At 72.7% G+C, this 21634-nt stretch carries 16 protein-coding genes, 2 pseudogenes and 1 riboswitch; of the genes and pseudogenes, 13 read left to right on the top strand and 5 right to left on the bottom strand.

The genetic code is table 11. The features are described 5' to 3' along the window. The first annotated feature begins 167 nt into the window (after nucleotides 1–167). Complete coding sequence (locus ACIQAK_RS22545; protein WP_366390686.1) at nucleotides 168–1187, top strand: LacI family DNA-binding transcriptional regulator; 1020 nt, start codon at nucleotides 168–170, stop codon at nucleotides 1185–1187. 48 nt (nucleotides 1188–1235) lie between these two features. Here ACIQAK_RS22545 and ACIQAK_RS22540 read toward each other — a convergent pair. Further along, a pseudogene (locus tag ACIQAK_RS22540) lies at nucleotides 1236–1841 on the bottom strand (citrate/2-methylcitrate synthase); the annotation flags it as partial. Between the two features lie 7 nt (nucleotides 1842–1848). On the opposite strand from ACIQAK_RS22540, the pseudogene ACIQAK_RS22535 reads away from it, so the two are divergent. Both ACIQAK_RS22535 and ACIQAK_RS22530 read left to right on the top strand, forming a co-directional pair. Further along, a pseudogene (locus tag ACIQAK_RS22535) lies at nucleotides 1849–2046 on the top strand (citrate/2-methylcitrate synthase); the annotation flags it as partial. Nucleotides 2047–2069: 23 nt separating this feature from the next. After that, nucleotides 2070–3200, top strand: coding sequence for a GTP-binding protein (locus tag ACIQAK_RS22530; RefSeq protein WP_366390685.1), 1131 nt, complete (start codon nucleotides 2070–2072; stop codon nucleotides 3198–3200). 37 nt (nucleotides 3201–3237) lie between these two features. Here the strand turns inward: ACIQAK_RS22530 and ACIQAK_RS22525 are convergent, their stop codons facing one another. Next, nucleotides 3238–5691, bottom strand: coding sequence for a DNA topoisomerase IV subunit A (locus tag ACIQAK_RS22525; protein WP_366390684.1), 2454 nt, complete (start codon nucleotides 5689–5691; stop codon nucleotides 3238–3240). Nucleotides 5692–5993: 302 nt separating this feature from the next. Here ACIQAK_RS22525 and ACIQAK_RS22520 point away from each other — a divergent pair, with 302 nt between their 5' ends. The 4 genes from ACIQAK_RS22520 (at nucleotide 5994) to ACIQAK_RS22505 (ending at nucleotide 10894) form a co-directional block, all read left to right on the top strand. Continuing rightward, nucleotides 5994–7346, top strand: a complete 1353-nt coding sequence (locus ACIQAK_RS22520) for a pitrilysin family protein (protein ID WP_366390683.1) — start codon at nucleotides 5994–5996, stop codon at nucleotides 7344–7346. Between the two features lie 26 nt (nucleotides 7347–7372). Next, nucleotides 7373–8743 carry a pitrilysin family protein gene (locus ACIQAK_RS22515; protein ID WP_366390751.1) on the top strand — a complete coding sequence of 457 codons (1371 nt, stop codon included), beginning with the start codon at nucleotides 7373–7375 and terminating at the stop codon, nucleotides 8741–8743. Between the two features lie 223 nt (nucleotides 8744–8966). After that, nucleotides 8967–9133, top strand: a riboswitch (cyclic di-AMP (ydaO/yuaA leader). Between the two features lie 14 nt (nucleotides 9134–9147). Beyond that, the gene (locus tag ACIQAK_RS22510; protein WP_366390682.1) at nucleotides 9148–9963 is read left to right on the top strand and encodes a M23 family metallopeptidase; all 816 of its coding nucleotides are present in this window, start codon (nucleotides 9148–9150) and stop codon (nucleotides 9961–9963) included. Nucleotides 9964–10186: 223 nt separating this feature from the next. After that, nucleotides 10187–10894, top strand: a complete 708-nt coding sequence (locus ACIQAK_RS22505; RefSeq protein ID WP_366390681.1) for a GntR family transcriptional regulator — start codon at nucleotides 10187–10189, stop codon at nucleotides 10892–10894. Nucleotides 10895–11061: 167 nt separating this feature from the next. Here ACIQAK_RS22505 and ACIQAK_RS22500 read toward each other — a convergent pair whose 3' ends face one another. Then, on the bottom strand, nucleotides 11062–11343 hold the full coding sequence (locus tag ACIQAK_RS22500; RefSeq protein ID WP_366390680.1) for an HPr family phosphocarrier protein: 282 nt from the start codon (nucleotides 11341–11343) through the stop codon (nucleotides 11062–11064). 159 nt (nucleotides 11344–11502) lie between these two features. Here ACIQAK_RS22500 and ACIQAK_RS22495 point away from each other — a divergent pair, with 159 nt between their 5' ends. Genes ACIQAK_RS22495 through ACIQAK_RS22480 form a run of 4 tightly spaced genes read left to right on the top strand, consistent with a single transcriptional unit; the run spans nucleotide 11503 to nucleotide 17002 of the window. Continuing rightward, nucleotides 11503–14466, top strand: coding sequence for a GNAT family N-acetyltransferase (locus tag ACIQAK_RS22495; protein WP_366390679.1), 2964 nt, complete (start codon nucleotides 11503–11505; stop codon nucleotides 14464–14466). A 41-nt stretch (nucleotides 14467–14507) separates the two neighbouring features. Further along, on the top strand, nucleotides 14508–15104 hold the full coding sequence (locus ACIQAK_RS22490; RefSeq protein WP_366390678.1) for a DUF5998 family protein: 597 nt from the start codon (nucleotides 14508–14510) through the stop codon (nucleotides 15102–15104). Then, complete coding sequence (locus ACIQAK_RS22485; protein WP_366390677.1) at nucleotides 15104–16291, top strand: nucleotide pyrophosphatase/phosphodiesterase family protein; 1188 nt, start codon at nucleotides 15104–15106, stop codon at nucleotides 16289–16291. The genes ACIQAK_RS22490 and ACIQAK_RS22485 overlap by 1 nt, the downstream gene beginning before the upstream one ends. A 57-nt stretch (nucleotides 16292–16348) precedes the next feature. Continuing rightward, nucleotides 16349–17002, top strand: coding sequence for a thymidine kinase (locus ACIQAK_RS22480; RefSeq protein WP_366390676.1), 654 nt, complete (start codon nucleotides 16349–16351; stop codon nucleotides 17000–17002). Between the two features lie 48 nt (nucleotides 17003–17050). Here ACIQAK_RS22480 and ACIQAK_RS22475 read toward each other — a convergent pair whose 3' ends face one another. Next, the gene (locus tag ACIQAK_RS22475; RefSeq protein WP_366390675.1) at nucleotides 17051–17827 is read right to left on the bottom strand and encodes a VOC family protein; all 777 of its coding nucleotides are present in this window, start codon (nucleotides 17825–17827) and stop codon (nucleotides 17051–17053) included. Between the two features lie 236 nt (nucleotides 17828–18063). On the opposite strand from ACIQAK_RS22475, the gene ACIQAK_RS22470 reads away from it, so the two are divergent. Continuing rightward, on the top strand, nucleotides 18064–18894 hold the full coding sequence (locus ACIQAK_RS22470; RefSeq protein ID WP_366390674.1) for a sulfurtransferase: 831 nt from the start codon (nucleotides 18064–18066) through the stop codon (nucleotides 18892–18894). A 90-nt stretch (nucleotides 18895–18984) separates the two neighbouring features. Here ACIQAK_RS22470 and sepH read toward each other — a convergent pair whose 3' ends face one another. Then, nucleotides 18985–20040, bottom strand: coding sequence for a septation protein SepH (sepH, locus tag ACIQAK_RS22465; RefSeq protein WP_366390673.1), 1056 nt, complete (start codon nucleotides 20038–20040; stop codon nucleotides 18985–18987). A 371-nt stretch (nucleotides 20041–20411) separates the two neighbouring features. Between sepH and ACIQAK_RS22460 the strand changes: the two genes are divergently transcribed. Further along, nucleotides 20412–21557, top strand: a complete 1146-nt coding sequence (locus ACIQAK_RS22460) for a hypothetical protein (RefSeq protein WP_366390672.1) — start codon at nucleotides 20412–20414, stop codon at nucleotides 21555–21557. Nucleotides 21558–21634: the final 77 nt, after the last annotated feature.

Below are 21634 nucleotides of genomic sequence, written 5' to 3'. Positions count from 1 at the left end.
CGCGGAAATCCCTGAGCGGGCCTGGAGGCACAAGGGAGGGGATCTCGTCCACCCCTTGCCCGGTGGCGCGCCTTCTGTGAGCGTTCTCCTACGGGCGGTCCGGGAGCGTTGCGGGGAGTTCGTCAGGAGCGCAATCTGCTTGCACTTCTTGCGCTAATCTTGCACTCATGGCGCGACGACTTGCTCAGGTGGCCCAGAAGGTGGGAGTCAGCGAGGCGACGGTCAGCCGGGTGCTGAACGGTAAGCCGGGCGTCTCCGACGCCACCAGGCAGGCCGTCCTCTCCGCGCTGGACGTTCTCGGCTACGAGCGGCCCACCCAGTTGCGGGGGGAGCGGGCCCGGCTGGTCGGGCTCGTCCTGCCCGAGCTGCAGAACCCGATCTTCCCGGCCTTCGCCGAAGTGGTCGGCGGCGCACTCGCCCAGCAGGGGCTCACCCCGGTGCTGTGCACCCAGACCAAGGGAGGCGTCTCGGAGGCCGACTACGTCGAGCTCCTCCTCCAGCAGCAGGTCTCCGGTGTGGTCTTCGCGGGCGGCCTGTACCACCAGGAGGACGCCCCGCACGACCATTACAAGGTGCTCGCCGACCGCAAGATCCCCGTCGTGCTGATCAACGCGGCCATCGACCGTCTCGGCTTCCCGGGCGTCTCCTGCGACGACTCCGTCGCCGTCGAGCAGGCCTGGCGCCACCTCGTCTCGCTGGGCCACGAGCGCATCGGCCTCGTCCTCGGCCCCTCCGACCACGTGCCCTCGCAACGCAAGCTCGCCGCCGCCCGGGTGCTCGCCGACGAGACCGGCACGAGCATCCCCGACGAGTGGGTGGCGCGGGCGATGTTCTCGCTGGAGGGCGGGCAGGCCGCCGCCACGCGGCTGCTGGAGCGGGGCGTCACCGGCATCATCTGCGCCAGTGACCCGCTCGCCCTGGGCGCGGTCCGGGCCGCCCGCCGCCGCGGGCTCTCGGTGCCCCACGACGTATCGGTCGTGGGGTACGACGACTCGGCGTTCATGAACTGCACCGAGCCGCCGCTGACCACCGTCCGCCAGCCCATCGAGGCCATGGGCCGGGCGGCCGTGGAGCTGCTGTCGGTACAGATCGGCGGGCGGACCGTGCCGTCGGACGAGCTGCTCTTCGAACCGGAACTGGTGGTGCGCGGATCCACCGCCCAGCCGCCGCGCGAGAATTCCCTCTGATTCGTAGCTAATTTGCGCTGCCCGCTCCTTGGTCCGGACCGGTGGGGCGGGCAGCGGCTGTGGCGGCCGGGCGCCGGTGTGCTGCCCGCTCGGCCGGATCCGCAGCGGACGCACCCCGTACTCCTCCGGCGCGTGCGCGATCCAGCCCGCCGTGCGGGAGACCGCGAACACCGTCTCGCCCGCCTCCGCCGCCATCCCGCAGGAGACCGAGAGGACGGCGAGCGCCAGGTCGATGTTGGCGTGCAGGGGCACGTGGCGGGCCGTCGTGCCGACCACCTCACGGGCCGCCGCCAGCGCCCCGGCCGCCTGCGGTACGTCCTCCGGCAGGGCGAACAGGGTCCGGGCCCGCGGGTCCTCGCCCTGGTACAGCCGGTGGCCCAGCCCCGGCACCCGGCGCCCGGTCCGCGGCTGGTCGGCGACCACGGGGACCGCGCCGCCCCGGTCCACGGCCTCCTGGAGCATCCGGTGGGCCGACCCGCTCGCGGCGCCGTGCAGCGGACCCTCCAAGACCCCGAGGCCCGCGGAGACCACGGCGTAGGGGTGGGCGTGCGCCGAGGCGGCGACCCGGGCGGCCAGGGTGGAGGCGGCGAGGTCGTGGTCGATCAGGAGCACCAGGGCGGCGTCCAGGACGGCGCGGGCCGGGGCGTCCGCCGGACCCCGGACCGACGTGGAGTTCTACGCCGGGGTCGTCATGGAGCTCTGCGGGCTGCCGCGCGCCATGTTCACGCCCACCTTCGCCGCGGCGCGGGTGATCGGGTGGAGCGCCAATATCCTGGAGCAGGCGGCGGACTCGAAGATCATCCGCCCCGCGGCCCGTCACGTCGGCACACCGCCGCCGCAGCCGGTTCCCGCACCCTGACCGCCCACCGAGGAAGGCCCCCGTTGACCCCGCCCCGCACCCAGCAGATCCCGGTCCTCGTCCTGGCGGGCTTTCTCGGATCAGGCAAGACCACGCTCCTGAACCACCTCCTCCGCAACCGCGCGGGCACCCGGATCGGCGTGATCGTCAACGACTTCGGGTCCATCGAGATCGACGCCATGACCGTCGCGGGGCAGGTCGGCTCGACGGTCTCCCTGGGCAACGGCTGCCTGTGCTGCGCGGTCGACGCGAGCGAACTCGACACCTTCCTGGAGACGCTCACCCGCCCCTCCGCGCGGCTGGACGTGATCGTCATCGAGGCGAGCGGCCTCGCCGAACCCCAGGAGCTCGTACGGATGCTGCTGGCCAGCGAGAACCCGCACATCCTGTACGGCGGTCTGGTCGAGGTCGTCGACGCCGCCGAGTTCGACGGGACCCGCAAGCGCCACCCGGAGATCGACCGCCATCTCGCCGTCGCCGACCTCGTCGTCCTGAACAAGACCGACCGGGTGGGGGAGGCCGAGCGGGACCGGCTGCGCGGGACCGTCGCGGCGCTGAGCGGGCCCGCCGCCGTCATCTCCGCCGTGCACGGCCGGATCGACCCCGAGCTGCTCTTCGATCCCGCGCTGCGGCCGGACGGCGAGGAGAAGGTCCGTCAGCTCACCTTCGAGGACCTGCTGCGGGAGGAGGAGTGCGACGGCCACGACGACGGACACGGGAACCATCTGCACGCGGCGTACGAGAGCGTCGACTTCACCGCGGACATCCCGATGGACCCACGCCGCTTCATGGCGTTCCTCGACTCCCGGCCCGAGGGCCTCTACCGGATCAAGGGGTTCGCGGACTTCGGCGCGGGGGACCGGGACAACAAGTACGCGCTGCACGCGGTCGGCCGGTTCCTGCGCTTCGTGCCGCAGCCGTGGGCACGGGGTGAACAGCGGCTCACCCAGCTCGTCCTGATCGGCGCGGGCGTCGACGCCGAGGCGCTGCGGACCGCGCTCGCAGCCTGCCGGGCCGACGACCGGGAATCGGTGCGGGCCGCCGACGGCCTCGACACCCCTGACGCCGAACGCGGCATGTGGGGCGTGCTCCGGTACGTACAGGAGGCGGAGCCGGCGCCGGAACACGCGCGGGAGGCGGCCGCGGAGGCGTAACCCTCCCGGCCGCTCCCCGTGGGCGTCCTGGACCCGCCTACAGCGGCGGTCCCGCGATCACGGCCACCGGCTGGAGCAGCGGCGTGCCCGAGCCGTCGCGCCGCGGGTCCGGCTCCGGCAGCTTCGCCGGGGTGCCGTTCTTCTGGGCGGCGCGGGCCGGAGTGGCGCCCGCCCAGGCGAAGACCAGGACGTCCTCCCCCTTCAGGAACCGCTGGCAGCGCACCCCGCCGGTCGCCCGGCCCTTGCGCGGATACTGGTCGAACGGCGTGAGCTTCGAGGTCAGCACCGAGTCGTCCAGCGTCCCGTGCGAACCGGCCACCGTGAACACGATCGCGTCCACCGCCGGATCGACCGCCGTGAACGACAGCACCTCGGCCCCCGCCGCCACCTTGACGCCCGCCATGCCCCCGGCGGCCCGCCCCTGCGGACGCACCGAGGCCGCCGGATAGCGCAGGAGCTGGGCGTCGGAGGTGATGAAGACCAGGTCCTCATCGCCCGTACGCAGCTCGGTCGCGCCCACGACGCGGTCACCCGCCCTGAGGGTGATGACCTCCAGCTCGTCCTTGTTGGCCGGATAGTCCGGCACCACGCGCTTCACCACACCCTGGAGCGTGCCGATCGCCAGCCCCGGCGACGCCTCGTCGAGGGTCGTGAGGCAGATCAGCTCCTCGTCCGCCTCCAGGTTGAGGAACTCCGAAATCATCGCCCCGCCCGAGAGGTTGGGCTCCGCGTGGGTGTCCGGCAGCTGCGGCAGGTCGATCACGGAGAGCCGCAGCAGCCGCCCGGTGGAGGTCACCGCCCCCACATCGCCGCGCGCCGTCGCCGCGACCGCCGAGACGATCACGTCGTGCTTGGTCCGCCGGGCGTCCTCGGAGATCTCGACCGGCTCCGCGTTGGCCGTCCGGGCCAGCAGACCCGTCGAGGAGAGCAGCACCCGGCACGGGTCGTCGGCGACCTCCAGCGGTACGGAGGCGATCTGCGAACCCGCCGACTCCAGCAGCACCGTGCGCCGGTCCGTGCCGAACTTCTTCGCCACCGCCGCCAGCTCGGTGGAGACCAGCTTGCGCAGCTCCGCGTCCGACTCCAGGATCGCGGTCAGCGCCTCGATCTCGCCGTTGAGCCTGTCGCGCTCGCTCTCCAGCTCGATCCGGTCGAAGCGGGTGAGCCGGCGCAGCGGGGTGTCCAGGATGTACTGGGTCTGGATCTCGCTCAGCGCGAAGTGCGCCATCAGGCGCTCCTTCGCCTGCGCCGAGTTGTCGCTGTCCCGGATGATCCGGATGACCTCGTCGATGTCGAGCAGGGCGACGATCAGCCCCTCGACCAGGTGCAGCCGGTCGCGGCGCTTGGTGCGGCGGAACTCGCTGCGCCGGCGCACCACCTCGAAGCGATGGTCGAGATAGACCTCCAGCAGCTCCTTGAGGCCCAGGGTGAGCGGCTGGCCGTCGACCAGTGCCACGTTGTTGATGCCGAAGGACTCCTCCATCGGCGTCAGCTTGTAGAGCTGCTCCAGCACCGCCTCCGGCACGAAGCCGTTCTTCACCTCGATGACCAGACGCAGGCCGTGCGCGCGGTCGGTGAGGTCCTTGACGTCGGCGATACCCTGGAGCTTCTTCGCCGAGACCAGGTCCTTGATCTTGGCGATCACCTTCTCCGGGCCGACGGTGAAGGGCAGTTCGGTGACGACGAGGCCCTTGCGGCGCGCCGTCACGTTCTCCACGGCGACGGTGGCGCGGATCTTGAACGTGCCGCGGCCCCCCGTGTACGCGTCCTTGATGCCGTTGAGCCCGACGATGCGGCCGCCGGTGGGCAGGTCGGGTCCGGGGACGAAACGCATCAGCGTCTCGACGTCGGCGCCCGGGTGCTTGATCAGGTGGCGGGCGGCGGCGATGACCTCGCCCAGGTTGTGCGGGGGCATGTTGGTCGCCATGCCGACCGCGATCCCCGAGACGCCGTTGACCAGGAGGTTGGGGTAGGCCGCCGGGAGGACGACCGGCTCGCGCTCCTGGCCGTCGTAGTTCGACTGGAAGTCGACGGTGTCCTCGTCGATCGCCTCGGTCATCAGTGACGTGGCGTCGGCCATCCGGCACTCGGTGTACCGCATGGCGGCCGGCGGGTCGTCGTTGCCGAGGGAGCCGAAGTTGCCGTGGCCGTCGACCAGGGGCAGCCGCATCGAGAAGGGCTGTGCCATCCGCACCAGGGCGTCGTAGATCGACGCGTCACCGTGGGGGTGCAGCTTGCCCATGACCTCGCCGACGACGCGCGCGCACTTCACATAGCCGCGGTCGGGACGCAGTCCCATCTCGTTCATCTGGGAGACGATGCGCCGGTGCACCGGCTTCATGCCGTCGCGGGCGTCGGGCAGGGCCCTGGAGTAGATCACCGAGTACGCGTACTCGAGGAAGGAGCCCTGCATTTCGTCGACGACGTCGATGTCGAGGATCTTCTCCTCGAAGTCGTCCGGCGGCGGGGTCTTCGTGCTACGGCGGGCCATCGCGGCTGCGACTCCTTCACGGATTCTGTTCGGACAACCTGAGCTTGTTCGGCACGACACGAGCTTGTTCGGGGCGACACGAGCTGACAAGTCGAGCTACTGACGCGGACCATTGTGGACCGCCGCACCGACAACGCCGACCTCGACCCGTCCGAAGCGGTCCGGGGGAGGCCGGCCCCGACGGCACCTACGACACCATCGACGGAAACTTCGGCGGAACGGGAACTTCGCCAGGTGCCGGTGCGCTTGCTTAGAGTGGCAGGTCTGGCAGGAAGTCCAGTATCGCGATCGAAGGGACGTACATGCCCATGGGTCACACGGCCACAGCACAGGCCGGCTCCGGCGGCTTGACAGCGACCGAGCACCGCCTGGCCAACGGCCTGCGTGTGGTGCTCTCCGAGGACCATCTGACCCCGGTCGCCGCGGTCTGCCTCTGGTACGACGTCGGCTCGCGCCACGAGGTCAAGGGACGCACCGGTCTGGCTCATCTCTTCGAGCACCTGATGTTCCAGGGCTCGGGACAGGTCAAGGGGAACGGTCACTTCGAGCTCGTCCAGGGGGCCGGCGGCTCGCTCAACGGGACGACCAGCTTCGAGCGGACCAACTACTTCGAGACCATGCCCACCCATCAGGTGGAGCTCGCCCTCTGGCTGGAAGCCGACCGTATGGGCTCCCTCCTCGCCGCGCTCGACGAGGAGTCCATGGAGAACCAGCGCGACGTCGTCAAGAACGAACGGCGCCAGCGCTACGACAACGTGCCCTACGGCACCGCGTTCGAGAAGCTCACCGCCCTCGCCTACCCCGAGGGCCACCCGTACCACCACACCCCGATCGGCTCCATGGCCGACCTGGACGCGGCGACCCTGGAGGACGCCCGCGCGTTCTTCCGTACGTACTACGCGCCCAACAACGCGGTGCTCTCGATCGTCGGGGACATCGACCCCGAGCAGACCCTGGCCTGGGTCGAGAAGTACTTCGGCTCCATCCCGTCCCACGACGGCAAGCGCTCGCCGCGCGACGGCACCCTGCCCGAGACCATCGGCGAGCAGCTGCGCGAAGTGATCCACGAGGAGGTCCCGGCGCGCGCGCTCATGGCCGCCTACCGTCTCCCGCACGACGGCACCCGCGCCTGTGACGCGGCCGACCTGGCGCTGACCGTGCTGGGCGGCGGCGAGTCCTCCCGGCTGCACAACCGGCTGGTCCGCCGCGACCGTACGGCGGTGGCGGCCGGCTTCGGGCTGCTGCGGCTCGCCGGGGCGCCCTCGCTGGGCTGGCTGGACGTGAAGACCTCCGGCGGGGTCGAGGTGGAGCAGATCGAGACCGCGGTCGACGAGGAGCTGGCCCGGTTCGCCGAGGAGGGCCCCACCCCGGAGGAGATGGAGCGCGCCCAGGCCCAGTTGGAGCGCGAGTGGCTGGACCGGCTGGGGACGGTCGCGGGCCGCGCCGACGAACTGTGCCGTTACGCGGTCCTGTTCGGCGACCCGCAGCTCGCTCTGAGTGCGGTGGGACGCGTCCTGGACATCACCGCGGACGAGGTGCGCGAGGCGGCCCGGGCGGCCCTGCGCCCCGACAACCGGGCGGTGCTGGTCTACGAGCCCATCGAGCCGGCCGACGAGGCCGAAGGCACCGACGAGCCCGAGGGGGCGGACAAGTGAGCGACGCCGCCGTGACTGGAGTAGCCATGGAGTACCACCCGCAGCCGACCCCGGGCACCGCCCGGCCGTGGGCGTTCCCCGCGCCCGAGCGCGGCGCCCTGCCCAACGGGCTGACCGTGCTGCGCTGCCACCGCCCCGGCCAGCAGGTCGTCGCCGTGGAGATCTTCCTGGACGCGCCGTTGGACGCCGAGCCCGAGGGCCTGGACGGCGTGGCCACGATCATGTCGCGCGCGCTCTCCGAGGGCACCGACAAGCACAGCGCCGAGGAGTTCGCCGCCGAGCTGGAGCGCTGCGGCGCCACCCTGGACGCGGGCGCCGACCACCCCGGCGTCCGGGTCTCCCTGGAGGTCCCGGCCTCCCGGCTGGCCAAGGCGCTCGGCCTGGTCGCCGAGGCCCTGCGCGCCCCGGCCTTCGCCGAGAGCGAGATCGAGCGGCTCGTCGGCAACCGCCTCGACGAGATCCCGCACGAGCAGGCCAACCCGTCCCGGCGCGCCGCCAAGCAGCTCTCCAAGGAGCTCTTCCCGGCCACCGCCCGGATGTCCCGCCCGCGGCTGGGCACCGAGGACACCGTGCGGCGGATCGACGCCGCCGCCGTGCGGGCCTTCTTCGACGCCCACATCCGCCCGGCCACCGCGACGGCCGTGATCGTCGGCGACCTCACCGGCATCGACCTGGACGCCCTGCTCGCCGACACCCTCGGTGACTGGTCGGGCGACGCCGGCCGGGCCCGCCCGGTCCCGCCGATCACCGCCGACGACACCGGCCGTGTGGTGATCGTGGACCGCCCCGGCGCGGTCCAGACCCAGCTGCTCATCGGCCGCATCGGCGCCGACCGGCACGAGCGCGTGTGGCCCGCGCAGGTGCTCGGCACGTACTGCCTGGGCGGCACGCTCACCTCCCGGCTGGACCGGGTGCTGCGCGAGGAGAAGGGCTACACCTACGGCGTACGGGCCTTCGCCCAGGTCCTGCGCTCCAGCGGCCCCGACGCGGGCGGCGCGGCGATGCTCGCCATCAGCGGTTCGGTGGACACCGAGTCCACCGGCGCGGCGCTGGAGGACCTCTGGACGGTCCTGCGGACGCTGGCGGCCGAGGGGCTGACCGACGCCGAGCGCGAGAGCGCCGTGCAGAACCTGGTGGGCGTCGCCCCGCTGAAGTTCGAGACGGCCGCCTCGGTGGCGAGCACACTGGCCGACCAGGTCGAGCAGCACCTGCCCGACGACTACCAGGCCCAGCTCTACGCCCGCCTCGCCGAGACGGGCACCGTGGAGGCGACCGCGGCCGTGGTCAACGCCTTCCCGGTGGACCGACTGGTCACGGTCCTGGTGGGCGACGCGGCCCAGATCGCGGAGCCGGTGAAGGCGCTCGGCATCGGAGAGGTGACCGTCGTCAGCGGCTGACGCACCGTCGGCACACATCAGAACGAAGAGGACCCCGGCGGACAAGGATTCGCCGGGGTCCTCCCTTATATTCGCCAGGTCCTTTTCATCCCCTTTGCAGGAGAGAGTGACTCTTCGCCCTGTGGGATGCGCGACAAATCCCCTTGTCCGCTTGGTGGTGGGAAGTCTGCCCGCCTAGCGTCGGCCCGGCTGTCCGTCACCCGTATGCCGCATCCGCGGCGCCGGGCAGCCATCGCCGAGTCCCTGTCAGGCGCGAGCCTGGGGAGCCGGGGACCCACGCAGTCCCTGGGGTGAATCGGAAGCCCGTGCCGCGACCCGGCGTGGGAATCCGTAGGAGACCTTCCTGCTCCGAACCCGTCAGCTAACCCGGTAGGCGAGAAGGAAGGAAAGGAACCAGCTCCTCCATGGCGTTCACCCGTGCCACCGGGAAGCACCGTGCCCCGAGCCGCCTGACGCGCCGCGGCGCCCAGGCCGCCGGCATCGCGGCCCTGGCCACCACCGGAGTCCTCGGCTCCCTGGCCTCCCCGGCCGCCGCTGCGGACCCCGAGACCCCCAAGGCCGCCGAGAGCGGCCTCGCCCAGGCCATCGCCCTCGATGCCACGCTCGCCGAGCAGATCGACGCGCAGGCCCAGGTGCAGCACGAGCAGGCCGAGGCCCTGGCGAGGGCGAAGGCCAAGGCGGCCGCCGAGGCCAAGGTCAAGGCCGCGAAGGCCAAGGCGAAGGCGGAGGCCCAGCGCGAGGCCGACGCCCGCGCCGAGGAGGTCCGCGAGGAGAAGACCCGGGCCGCCCGCGCCGCCGAGCGCGCCCGTCTGAACGCCTTCCACCTCCCGGTCGCCGGCTCGTCCGTCACCACCGGCTACAAGTCGGGCGGCGCGCTCTGGTCCTCCGGCAGCCACTCCGGCGTGGACTTCCAGGCCGCCTCCGGCAGCTCCGTCGTCGCGGTCGGCGCCGGCACGGTCGTGGAGGCCGGCTGGGGCGGGGCGTACGGCAACAACATCGTGCTGCGGATGACGGACGGCACATACACCCAGTACGGCCACCTCTCCTCGATCGGCGTCTCCGTCGGTCAGAGCGTCACCTCCGGCCAGCGGATCGGCCTCTCCGGCTCCACCGGCAACTCCACCGGCCCGCACCTGCACTTCGAGGCCCGGACCACCCCGGAGTACGGCTCGGACATGGACCCGGTCGCCTACCTGCGCTCGCACGGCCTGAACGTCTGACCCCGCCTCGCGCGGCCTCCCCGCCCGAAGGCCCCGGTTTCCCGCCGGGGCCTTCGGCCATGCGCCGGGAAACCGCCGTGACCGACATCTCCGTCCCCGGCCTCCGGCCAGAAGATATCCATCAATTCCGGCCTGCCATCGGAAATTGCTGCGGATTGCAATAGAGTCACGGAACAGGCGTCGGCCGGCCGCGTTTCGCGGGGATTAAGGCGGAGGTTCGGACATGCGCATTCCCGCGCATTCGGTATGCACGGCGATCCGTGACGACATCGTCTCCGGTGTCTACGAGCGCGGCAGCCGCCTCACCGAGGAGCTGCTGGCACGGCGGTACGGGGTCTCCCGCGTCCCGGTGCGCGAGGCGCTGCGCACCCTGGAGTCCGAGGGCTTCGTCGTCACCCGCAGGCACGCCGGGGCCTGTGTCGCCGAGCCCACCGAGCAGGAGGCCGCCGACCTGCTGGAGGTGCGGATGCTCCTGGAGCCGCTCGGCGCCGCCCGGGCCGCCCAGCGCCGCACGGAAGCGCACCTCAAGGTGCTCCGCGGGCTGGTCAGGCTGGGCCAGGAGCGGGCCCGCCGGGGGGAGGGGGAGGATCTGCGGTCGCTGGGCGGATGGTTCCACGAGACCCTCGCCCAGGCCTCCGGCAGTCCTGGCCTCATCGCCCTGCTCACCCAGCTCAGACACAAGATCGCATGGATGTACGCCGTCGAGCAGCCGGCTCGCCCGGTCGACTCCTGGGTCGAGCACGGGGCCATCGTGGACGCGGTGGCGCGCGGCGACGCGGAACGGGCCAGGGCGCTGACCGCCCAGCACGCGGAACGAGCCGTCGGCGCCCACCGGCTGCGCCGCCCGGACCGTCCCGGCCGGCGCGCGGCTCCGCCGCCCCGGGTGAGTTCTTCGCAACATGGCGTAAACATCGCGGGTGTCCGTCATTAACAAGGACGCCGTATACAAAGAGAAGTAATTTCCGAGGGCTTCATTCGTGCTGCCCGAATAGGGCCTGCAATGGCCGACGCTTCGGTGTCAGAAATAACGAAGAAGCCGTGGTCCCCCACAGCGGAACCACGGCTCAGGTCCGTCGCCGTTGTACGGCCCCGGGATCGTCAGACGGTCTCGGGAAGCTCTTCGAGGCCCTCGGCGACCAGCTTCGCCAGACGGTTCAGAGCGGCCTCGGCGTTGTCCGCGTCGGACGAGAGCACGATCTCCTCGCCACCCTGCGCGCCCAGGCCGAGCACCGCGAGCATGGAGGCGGCGTTCACCGGGTTGCCGTCGGACTTGGCGATCGTCACCGGGACGCCGGAAGCCGTGGCGGCACGGACGAAGATGGAAGCGGGGCGGGCGTGCAGGCCCTCGGCCCAACCGACGTTTACGCGGCGCTCAGCCATGGTTCTGCCCTTCACATGTCAACGGTTGTCTAGACCAGTCTCTCACGCGGTGCGCAATGCTGTGCCCGGTCTCCCTCCGGCCGGCCTCCACCCGGTCGTCCTCACACTGCCCCGGTACCGATCCCTCCGCGACCGGGATGCCGGCCGTAGGCTTTGCCCATGGAGCCCACCCCGGAGCAGAGTCCGCATCAGGCGTACCCCGACCACTGGGAAGCGGACGTGGTGCTCCGCGACGGTGGCACCGCGCGCATCAGGCCGATCACCACGGACGACGCCGAGCGGCTGGTCAGCTTCTACGAGCAGGTGTCCGACGAGTCGAAGTACTACCGGTTCTTCGCCCCGTACCCCCGCCTTTCCGACCGGGACGTGCACCGCTTCACCCATCACGACTACGTCGACCGGGTGGGGCTGGCCGTCACGATCGGCGGTGAGTTCATCGGGACCGTCCGCTACGACCGCATCAACGAGCAGGGCAGGCCCGCCTCCGCCCCCGCCGACGAGGCCGAGGTCGCCTTCCTCGTCCAGGACGCCCACCAGGGCCGCGGAGTCGCCTCGGCACTGCTCGAACACATCGCCGCCGTCGCCCGCGAGCGCTCCATCCGACGGTTCGCCGCCGAGGTGCTCCCCGCCAACAACAAAATGATCAAGGTCTTCCGGGACGCCGGCTACACCCAGCAGCGCACCTTCGAGGACGGCTCCGTCCATCTCACCCTCGACCTCGAACCCACCGAGAAGTCCCTCGCCGTCCAGCGCGGCCGCGAGCAGCGCGCCGAGGCCCGCTCGGTGCAGCGCCTCCTCGCTCCCGGCTCCGTCGCGGTGATCGGCGCCGGCCGCACGCCCGGGGGAGTGGGCCGTACGGTGCTGCGCAACCTGCTGGCCGCCGGCTTCACCGGCCGCACCTACGCCGTGAACCGCGCCTTCGACGAGGGCCCGGCCACCCTCGACGGGGTGCCCGCCCACCGCTCGCTCGGCGAGATCGACGAGCAGGTCGACCTCGCCGTCATCGCGGTCCCCGCCCACCGGGTCCCCGAAGCCGTCGCGGACTGCGGCGAACACGGCGTCCAAGGCCTCGTCGTCCTCTCCGCCGGATACGCCGAGCGGGGCTCCGCCGGCCGCGAGCTCCAGCGCGAACTGGTCCGCCAGGCCCGCTCGTACGGCATGCGCATCATCGGCCCCAACGCCTTCGGCATCATCAACACCGCCGACTCCGTCCGGCTGAACGCCTCCCTCGCCCCCGAGTCGCCCGCGCGCGGCCGGATCGGCCTGTTCACCCAGTCCGGCGCGATCGGCATCGCCCTCCTCTCCGGTCTCCACCGGCGCGGCGCGGGCCTCTCCTCGTTCATCTCCGCGGGCAACCGGGCCGACGTCTCCGGCAACGACTTCCTCCAGTACTCGTTCGAGGACCAGGACACCGACGTCGCCCTCCTCTACCTCGAATCGCTCGGCAACCCCCGCAAGTTCACCCGCCTCGCCCGCCGCACCGCCGCCGTGAAGCCCGTCGTCGTGGTGAAGGGCGCCCGGCACAGCGGCACCAACCCGCCCGGTCACGCCGTCCCGGTCAGCCGCATCCCCGACGCCACCGTCTCCGCCCTGATGCGGCAGGCGGGCGTCATCCGGGTCGACACGGTGACCGAGATGGTGGACGCCGGACTGCTCCTGGCCGACCAGCCGCTCCCGGCCGGCCCCCGGGTGGCGATCCTCGGCAACTCCGAGTCCCTCGGCCTCCTGACCTACGACGCCTGCCTCGCCGAGGGCCTCCGCCCGCGCCCGCCGATCGACCTCACCACCGCCGCCTCCCCGCAGGACTTCCGGGACGCGCTGGCGGAGGCGCTCGCCGACGGCACCTGCGACGCCGTGATCGTCACCGCCATCCCGTGGGTGGGCGAGAACGGCGAGGCCGAGACCGGCGACGGCGAGGTGCTGGCCGCCGCCCTGCGCGGAGCCGCCGCCGGGGGACCGGCCAAGCCGGTCGCCGTCGTCCACGTGGAGATCGGCGGCCTCGCGGAGGCGCTGGCCGCCGCGAGCAGCACGGCCGCACCGCGCACCCGACCCACGACGCTCGCCGCCCAGCCCTCCGCCACGTCGGGCACACCCACCGGAGCCACCACGGCCACCCCGGCCGCCCCCACGCAGACCGAAACCGAAGCAACCGCAACCGAAGCAACCGCAGCAACCGAAGCCGAAGCAACCGCAGCAACCGAAACCGCAGCAACCGCAGCAACCGCAGCCGAAGCAACCGACCCCCCCGGCCGCATCCCCGCCTACCCCGCCGCCGAACGCGCCGTACGCGCGCTGGCCGAGGCCGTGAAGTACGCCCAGTGGCGGCGCCAGTCGGCCACCCAGGGCAAGGTGCCCGAGTTCCTCGACGACACCATCGACGAGCCCGGCACGGCCGCCCTGATCGACACCCTGCTCGGCACCGCCCCCGACCCGCGCGGCCGCCCCCTCACCCACGACGAGGCCCGCGAGCTGCTGGACCGCTACGGCATCCCCGTACGCCCCACGCTGCCTGCCCCGGACCCCGGGGCCGCCGTCGCCGCGGCCGCCCGCCTCGGCTACCCGGTGGCGCTCAAGACCACCGCACCCCACCTGCGCCACCGCGCCGACCTCGGCGGCGTACGGCTCGACCTCGCCGACGAGGACGCGCTGCGCCGGGCGTACGGGGAGTTCACCGAGCTCCTCGGCAAGCCCGCCGAACTCCTCCCGGTCGTCCAGTCCATGGCCCCGCGCGGCGTGGACACGGTCGTACGGGCGTCCATCGACGCCGCCGCCGGGGCCATCCTCTCGTTCGGTCTCGCGGGCGCCCCCTCCGAGCTGCTCGGCGACACCGCGCACCGGCTGGTTCCGGCCACCGACCGGGACGCCGCCGAGCTGATCCGGTCGATCAAGGCGGCCCCGGTCCTCTTCGGCTGGCGTGGCTCGGCGCCCGTCGACACCCCGGCCCTGGAGGAGCTGCTGCTGCGGCTGTCCCGCCTCGTCGACGACCATCCCGAAGTGGTCTCCGTGGCGCTCGAACCGGTGGTCGTGGCCCCCCAGGGCCTCACCGTGCTCGGCGCGAGCGTCCGGCTGGCGCCACCGCCCCCGCGCGGCGACCTGGGCCCGCGCCGCCTCCCGAACTACTGACAGGTCCCAGGCAGCCACCGGCCCCCCGTAGGATGGTGCACATGGCAAAGACCGGTACGACGACCCAGGGGCTGCGCGCGGCGATCGAGCGCAGCGGCTACTACCCGGCCCTCGTGGCCGAGGCGGTCGAGGCCGCCGTCGGCGGGGAGCCGGTCGCTTCGTACCTGGTCCACCAGGAGACCACCTTCGACTCCAACGAGGTCCGTCGCCATGCCACGGTCCTCGTCCTGACCGAGCACCGCTTCATCGTCAGCCACACCGACGAGCAGGCCGCCGACACCAGCTCCCCGACGCCGTACGCCACCACCTCCACCGAGTCGGTCAAGCTGGAGCGGATCTCCTCGGTCGTGGTCAGCCGGGTGGTGGCCAACCCGGAGAAGTACGTTCCGGGCACGCTGCCCCGCGAGGTCGTCCTCACCATCGGCTGGGGCGCGGTGTCCCGGATCGACCTGGAGCCCGCCGCCTGCGGCGACGCCAACTGCGAGGCCGACCACGGCTACACGGGCAGCTCCACCGCGGACGACCTGAGCCTGCGCGTCAGCGAGGCCGGGGACGGACCGGACGCCGTCCGTCAGACCCTCGCCTTCGCCCAGTCGCTCTCCGAGGCCACGGCCGCCACCGCGGCGACCGGCCGGTGATGGCCCAGCCCGCCTGGCAGGACCCCGTCCCGCTCGCTCTCGACACCGCCCCCGTCCCCGCGTACGGCAGCGGCTCGCTGGCCGACCTGCTGCCGACGCTCGCAGCCGGGCAGGGGGTGGAGGGCCTCACCGCCACCATCGGCGAACTGACGCCCGCCGACCGCAACTGCGTCTTCCTGATCGACGGCCTCGGCTGGGAGCAGATCAAGGCCCACCCGGACGAGGCGCCCTTCCTGCACTCCCTGCTCCCCACCTCGCGCGGCGGCACGGGCCGCCCCATCACCGCCGGCTTCCCCTCCACCACCGCGACCTCGCTCGCCTCGGTCGGTACGGGGTTGCCGCCCGGCGAGCACGGCCTGCCCGGCTACACCGTGCGCAACCCGGAGACCGGCGCGCTGATGAACCAGCTCCGCTGGAAGCCGTTCACCGCGCCGAAGGTCTGGCAGCCCTACCCCACGGTCTTCCGGCTCGCCGACGCGGCGGGCGTGCACACCGCACAGGTCTCCTCCCCGGACTTCGAGCAGACCCCGCTCACCAAGGTCGCGCTCAGCGGCGGCTCCTTCCTCGGCCGGCTCTCCGGCGAGGAGCGGATGGACGTCTCCGCCCAGCGCCTCGCCGCCGGTGACCGCTCGCTCGTCTACACGTACTACAGCGAGGTCGACGGCAAGGGCCACCGCTTCGGCGTCGACTCCGACGCCTGGCGCGGCCAGTTGATGTACGTCGACGGGCTCGCCCGGCGCCTCGCCGAACAGCTCCCGCCGCGCTCCGCGCTCTACATCACCGCCGACCACGGCATGATCGACATCCCGTTCGACGAGCGGTCCCGGATCGACTTCGACGAGGACTGGGAGCTGCGTGCGGGCGTCGCCCTGCTCGGCGGCGAGGGCCGTGCCCGTCACGTCTACGCGGTGCCCGGCGCCCAGGGGGACGTCCTGGCGGTCTGGCGCGAGGTGCTCGGCGAACAGTTCTGGGTGGCGAGCCGGGACGAGGCGATCGCGGCGGGCTGGTTCGGGCCCGTCGTCGACGAGCGGGTGTACGGCCGGATCGGCGATGTGGTCGCCGCCGCCCATGACGACGTCGTCATCACCGCGTCGGTCAACGAGCCGCACGAGTCGGCGATGGTCGGCATGCACGGCTCCCTGACCCCCGTCGAACAGCTCGTCCCGCTGCTCGAAGTACGCTCGTAACCGCGTTTCTCCGCCGAACGTCTCCCCCTTGCCGCTGTGAAAGGTGCTCGACCCCTCATGCCCGAGCTGGTGTTCTTCTCCGGAACCATGGACTGCGGAAAGAGCACGCTGGCCCTGCAGATCGGTCACAACCGCTCCGCGCGCGGGCTCCAAGGCGTGATCTTCACCCGGGACGACCGGGCGGGCCAGGGCAAGCTCTCCTCCCGTCTCGGCCTGGTGACCGACGCGGTCGAGGCGGACGAGGGCATGGACGTGTACGCGCACATCGTCGACCGGGTCAGCCGCGGCGGCCGGGTCGACTACGTGATCGTGGACGAGGCGCAGTTCCTCGCCCCGGTCCAGATCGACCAGCTGGCCCGGGTCGTCGACGATCTGGGCCTGGATGTCTTCGCCTTCGGCATCACCACCGACTTCCGCACGAAGCTCTTCCCCGGCTCCCAGCGGCTGATCGAGCTGGCCGACCGGATAGAGGCACTCCAGGTCGAGGCGCTGTGCTGGTGTGGCGCCCGCGCCACGCACAACGCCCGTACGGTGGACGGCGAGATGGTCGTCGAGGGCGCCCAGGTCGTCGTCGGGGACGTCAACCGGCAGGCGGGCGAGGTCGGTTACGAGGTGCTGTGCCGACGCCACCACCGTCGCCGGCTGACCGCGGAGACGGCCCGCGCGGGCACGCTCTCCCCGGACGTGCTGCCGGTCGCCGCCGAGGGCTGAGGCCTCCCCCGAAGGGGCGTCGGCTCCGGGCGACCGGCGGGAGGGCGGTCAGCCCTCGGACGTCCGTACGATCGTGAAGACCGCGCCCTCCGGATCGGCCACCGTCGCCAGCCTGCCGCTCGCCCCTTCCCGCGGCGGCCGCAGGACGCGCCCGCCCAGCTCCACCACCCGGGCGGCCGACTCGTCCACGTCGGTGACCTCGAAGTACGTCATCCAGTGCGGGCCCCGGTCGCGCGGCAGCGACTGGCCGACCCCGTGCAGGGCGGCCACCGGGCGGCCGTCCAGGTGCAGGGTCTGGTAGTCGAAGTCGGCGGAGACCACCGCCTCGGTCTCGTAGCGGAAGACCGTCTGGTAGAACTTCGCGACCATCGAGGTCTCCCGGGTCACCAGCTCGTTCCAGACGGGGGTGCCGGGGACGCCCGCCGTCATGGTCCCGATGTGCTCCGAGCCCTGCCAGGCGCCGAAGACCGCCCCGCCCGGGTCCGACGCGATGACGAGCCGTCCCGCCTCACCCGCGTCGAGCGGGCCGACCGCGACCGTGCCGCCGCAGGACCGGATCGCCTCGGCCGTCAGGTCCGCGTCGTCCGTCGCCAGGTAGGTGGTCCAGGCGATCGGGAGGTGCCGGTCGGGCGGCAGCCGGCCGACGCCCGCGACCTCATTCCCGTCGAGCAGACCGCGGACGTAGGGCCCCAGCTGGTCGGGTCCCGGCCGGAACTCCCAGCCGAACAGAGCCCGGTAGAACTCCTGGGTCGCGGTCAGGCCGTGCACGATCAGACTCACCCAGCAAGGTGTTCCGGGCGTGCGCCGGGCAACAGCCTCGGTCATCTTCTTGTCTCTCCTCGGACCGTTGTGTGGCCGTACGGGGGAACGGGGCGGGTACGCCGTCCCGGGTCAGGACGCGGTCCGCACACCCCGTGCAGATGCTCGCACCACCCGGCGCCGGCGCGGCTCCGGCCGCGCCGCGTTCTCCGGCGTTGTTGACGGAGGAAGGCCGATTTGTAGGGGTTTGTCCGTTCGGGTACCGGTACGGGTGCCACCGCCTCTGCGCGAGGATGGCACCCATGAAGCCCATCATCACCGCATCCGAATGCGCGAGCGAGTCGGCGGGACCGCGGCCCCCGGTGCTCCTGGACGTCCGCTGGCAGTTGGGTGGTCCGCACGGCCGCCCCGCCTACGAGGCCGGTCATCTGCCCGGCGCCGTCTTCGTCGACCTCGATACGGAACTGGCCGGACCGGCGGGCAGCGGCGGCCGCCATCCCCTCCCGGACCCGGAGGCCTTCGGCGCCGTGATGCGCCGCGCCGGGGTCGGGCAGGACACCCCGGTCGTGGTGTACGACGGCGGGCAGGGCTGGGCAGCCGCGCGCGCCTGGTGGCTGCTGCGCTGGTGCGGGCACGCGGACGTACGGGTCCTGGACGGCGGCCTCGCCGCGTGGACCGGCGACCTCTCCACCGAGATCCCGCACCCCGCCGAGGGCGATTTCCGGCCGGAACCCGGCGCCCTGCCCACCCTGGACGCGGACGCGGCCGCCGCCCTCGCCCGCACGGGGCTGCTGCTGGACGCCCGGGCGGCCGAGCGCTACCGGGGCGACGTCGAGCCGATCGACCGCGTCGGCGGCCACATCCCCGGTGCCGTCTCCGCCCCGACCACGTCGAACGTCGCCGAGGACGGGCGCTACCTTCCGGCCGGACGGCTCACCGAGCGGTTCGCCGGCCTCGGAGCGGGCACGAGCGGCGAGGCCGTCGGTGTCTACTGCGGATCGGGGGTCTCCGGCGCCCACGAGGTGCTCGCCCTGGAGATCGCCGGAATCCGCGCCGCGCTCTACCCCGGCTCCTGGTCCGAGTGGTCCGCCGACCCGGCCCGCCCGGTCGCCACCGGCCCCGAGCCGCAGTAGGGCCCGGCCCTCCGAGCGGGAAGGCCGCAACGGAGAGGGGCCCGTACGCCATCGCGTACGGGCCCCTCTCCCGCTGACCGGCACTCCCGGTCAGTCCTGCTTCTTGCGGCGGGTGCCGAAGACGATCTCGTCCCAGCTCGGCACGGCGGCCCGGCGTCCCGGCCGGACCCCGTCCGCCTCGGCCTGACGGTCCGTCGTCCCGGTCAGCCGGTCGCGGTGACCGGCCACCGCCCGGGGCATCAGCACATCCGCGTACGCCGAACCGGCACCGGCCGAGGCCGCGGCGGCGGGCGGCTCGTCCGCCTCGACCTCCTCGGCCGCCGGTTCGAGCGCGGGCGGCTCGGGCTGCGTGGGCCGTTCCGGGACGACCATGTCGCCGCGGAAGCTCGGCACCGCCTCCAGCAGGCTGGTCAGCGAGTCGCGCTCGCCGGCCGAGGCGCTGCTGACGAACTCCTCCGGCTCGGCGGCCGGTGCGGGACGCTCGATCTGCCGGTCGAGCGCGCGGTCCAGCGGCCGGTCGCGCGGCAGCCGGGCGATCCGGGGCACGAACGGGAAGCTCGGCTCGGCCGCCGCGCCGTCGGTCTCACCGATCAGCGAGCGCGCCTCGTCGTCGACGGCCTGGACGAGCCGCCGGGGCGGGTCGTACGTCCAGCTCGCCGAGTGCGGTTCGCCCGCCACCCGGTAGACGAGCAGGACTTCCCAGATGCCGTCGTCGCGGCGCCAGGAGTCCCACTGGACGGTCTCCTTGTCGGCGCCGCGCAGCAGGAGCCGCTCCTGCACCGCCTCGCCGAGCTGGGGGCCGGTGTTCTCGCCGGGACGGCGCACGGGGGTCTTCCGGGCCCGCTCGGCCATGAAGGCGCGCTCCGCGAGCACGGGGCCCTCGAAGCGGCGTACCCGGTCGACCGGGATGCCGGCGAACTGCGCGACCTCCTCCGCGGAGGCACCGGCTCGTATGCGCGCCTGGATGTCGCGGGGGCGGAGGTGGCTCTCCACCTCGATCTCGATCTGGCCGAGCCGGGCGCGGTCGTTGCGCACGGCGGCGCGCAGCCGCTCATCGATCGGAAGCGTGTATTCCGTGCTGTCCGCAGCCTTGAGCACCAGTCGTGTGCCGTCGTTGGAGACGGCCACGACACGCAGTTCGGGCATGGGGACCTCCCGGGTGGTGCCTGCCGACGTCACGTGCGTCGCTGCTTCCGCTAGTCGAGTGTGACCTGCCCGGGTGCAGCCTGCCACAACCTTGCCAAGTCGCCCGGCGTGTCGGGCGCTCGCCCCGTAGCCGCGGATACCCACGTGGGAGTCCGCCCCAGGGCTCGTCACAGTACTCCATTCGGGCCACCGGGGTGGACCGGCGCGCCGCCGAACTTCTCGGGAGGCATGGGAGTTGGGTTACCCGGTTCTCCATGAAATGCCCCCGACGCGTGTCGTGCTTCACACAATCACCGGAAACGGAACTGTCCACCTCGCTCATTTGTCCCTTCCTGTTGCATGGTGGGAGAGATGTCAAGCAGAGGCTGGTAATGGTTCAGAAGCCGGAAACTGACGTAGAACCCAAGGAAGGGCGCATAGATCTGAGTCTGCCGCAGGTCGCCGGGAGTGCCGTCGCGGCCGTCGCGGCAGCGGTGGCGGCCTCGCAACTGGGCGTGTACGGCACCATCGCCGGAGCCGGCGTGATGAGCGTCGTCGCCACCTGCGGAGGCTCCGTCTTCCAGCACTTCTTCCGCCGCACCGGCGAGCAGATCCGTGAGGTGACGGTCCAGGTGACCCACCCGGAGGGCCGCCAGGTGACGGTACACACCAAGGAGACGACGCCCTCGGCGCACAGAGGTGCCGAGCGGCGGCCGCAGCCGGAGTCCACGGCCGACGCGACCACGGTGCTGCCCACGGCCGACCCGGGCGCGGTGCCGCGGGTGGTGCCGGACGCGGAGAGCACGCAGCCGCTGAGACCGGCCGCCGACGCGGACCGGACGCAGCTGCTGGACCTCGGCGACGCGCGGAGCCGGATGCCGCGGGCACGGCCCGGCCCGGGCGCGGAGGCCGGATCCCGTCCGGACCGTACGCAGTTGCTGCCCCAGGCCGGAGCGGGCCAGGCCGGCACCGGTGACGTGTCCACCGACGACGCGTTCACCGCAGGCACCACCCACGGCACCCGTCTGCGCGGCTGGAAGCGCCCCGCGCTCGCGGCCGCCGCGGTCTTCGCCGTGTCCATGGCCGGGATCACCGTCTTCGAGGTGATCTCGGGCAACGACCTCAGCGGCGGTCACGGGACCACCCTCAGCTCCGTCGTACGCGGCGGTGGCGACCGCGACCCCGGACCGGCCGGTCCCACGCCCTCCGGAGAGACCGGCCAGGACGGGGGAGAGGACGAGCGGCAGACCCCCGGCGACGGCTCCGGCTCCGCCCCCGCCCCCGATCCGGACGACGGCGCCAGCACCAGCCCCGACCCCGGTACGGGCACGGGTGGCGAGAGCCCGGGCACCGGCTCGGCCCCCGCGCCGACGCCCTCGGACTCCGGCGGCGACGAGATCACGCCCGACCCGGCCCCGACCCCGTCGACCCCCGGCGACAACGGCACCGGCGCGCCCGATCCGACCGGTACGGGCTCCGGCGGCGCCCCCGGCCAGGGGGAGCAGGTCCCGCCGGCCGACGGCACCGGCGGCGAGTGACCGGCCTGCCGCGGACCGGACAGCACATCGGCCCCCTTGCGACGCAAGACGTCAAGGGGGCCGCTGTGCTGTCCGGG

This window comes from Streptomyces sp. NPDC088706, assembly GCF_044752765.1.
Classification (GTDB): domain Bacteria; phylum Actinomycetota; class Actinomycetes; order Streptomycetales; family Streptomycetaceae; genus Streptomyces.
The sequence above is the reverse complement of the archived record's forward strand: the minus strand, read 5'-3'. Positions and strand labels throughout refer to the sequence as shown.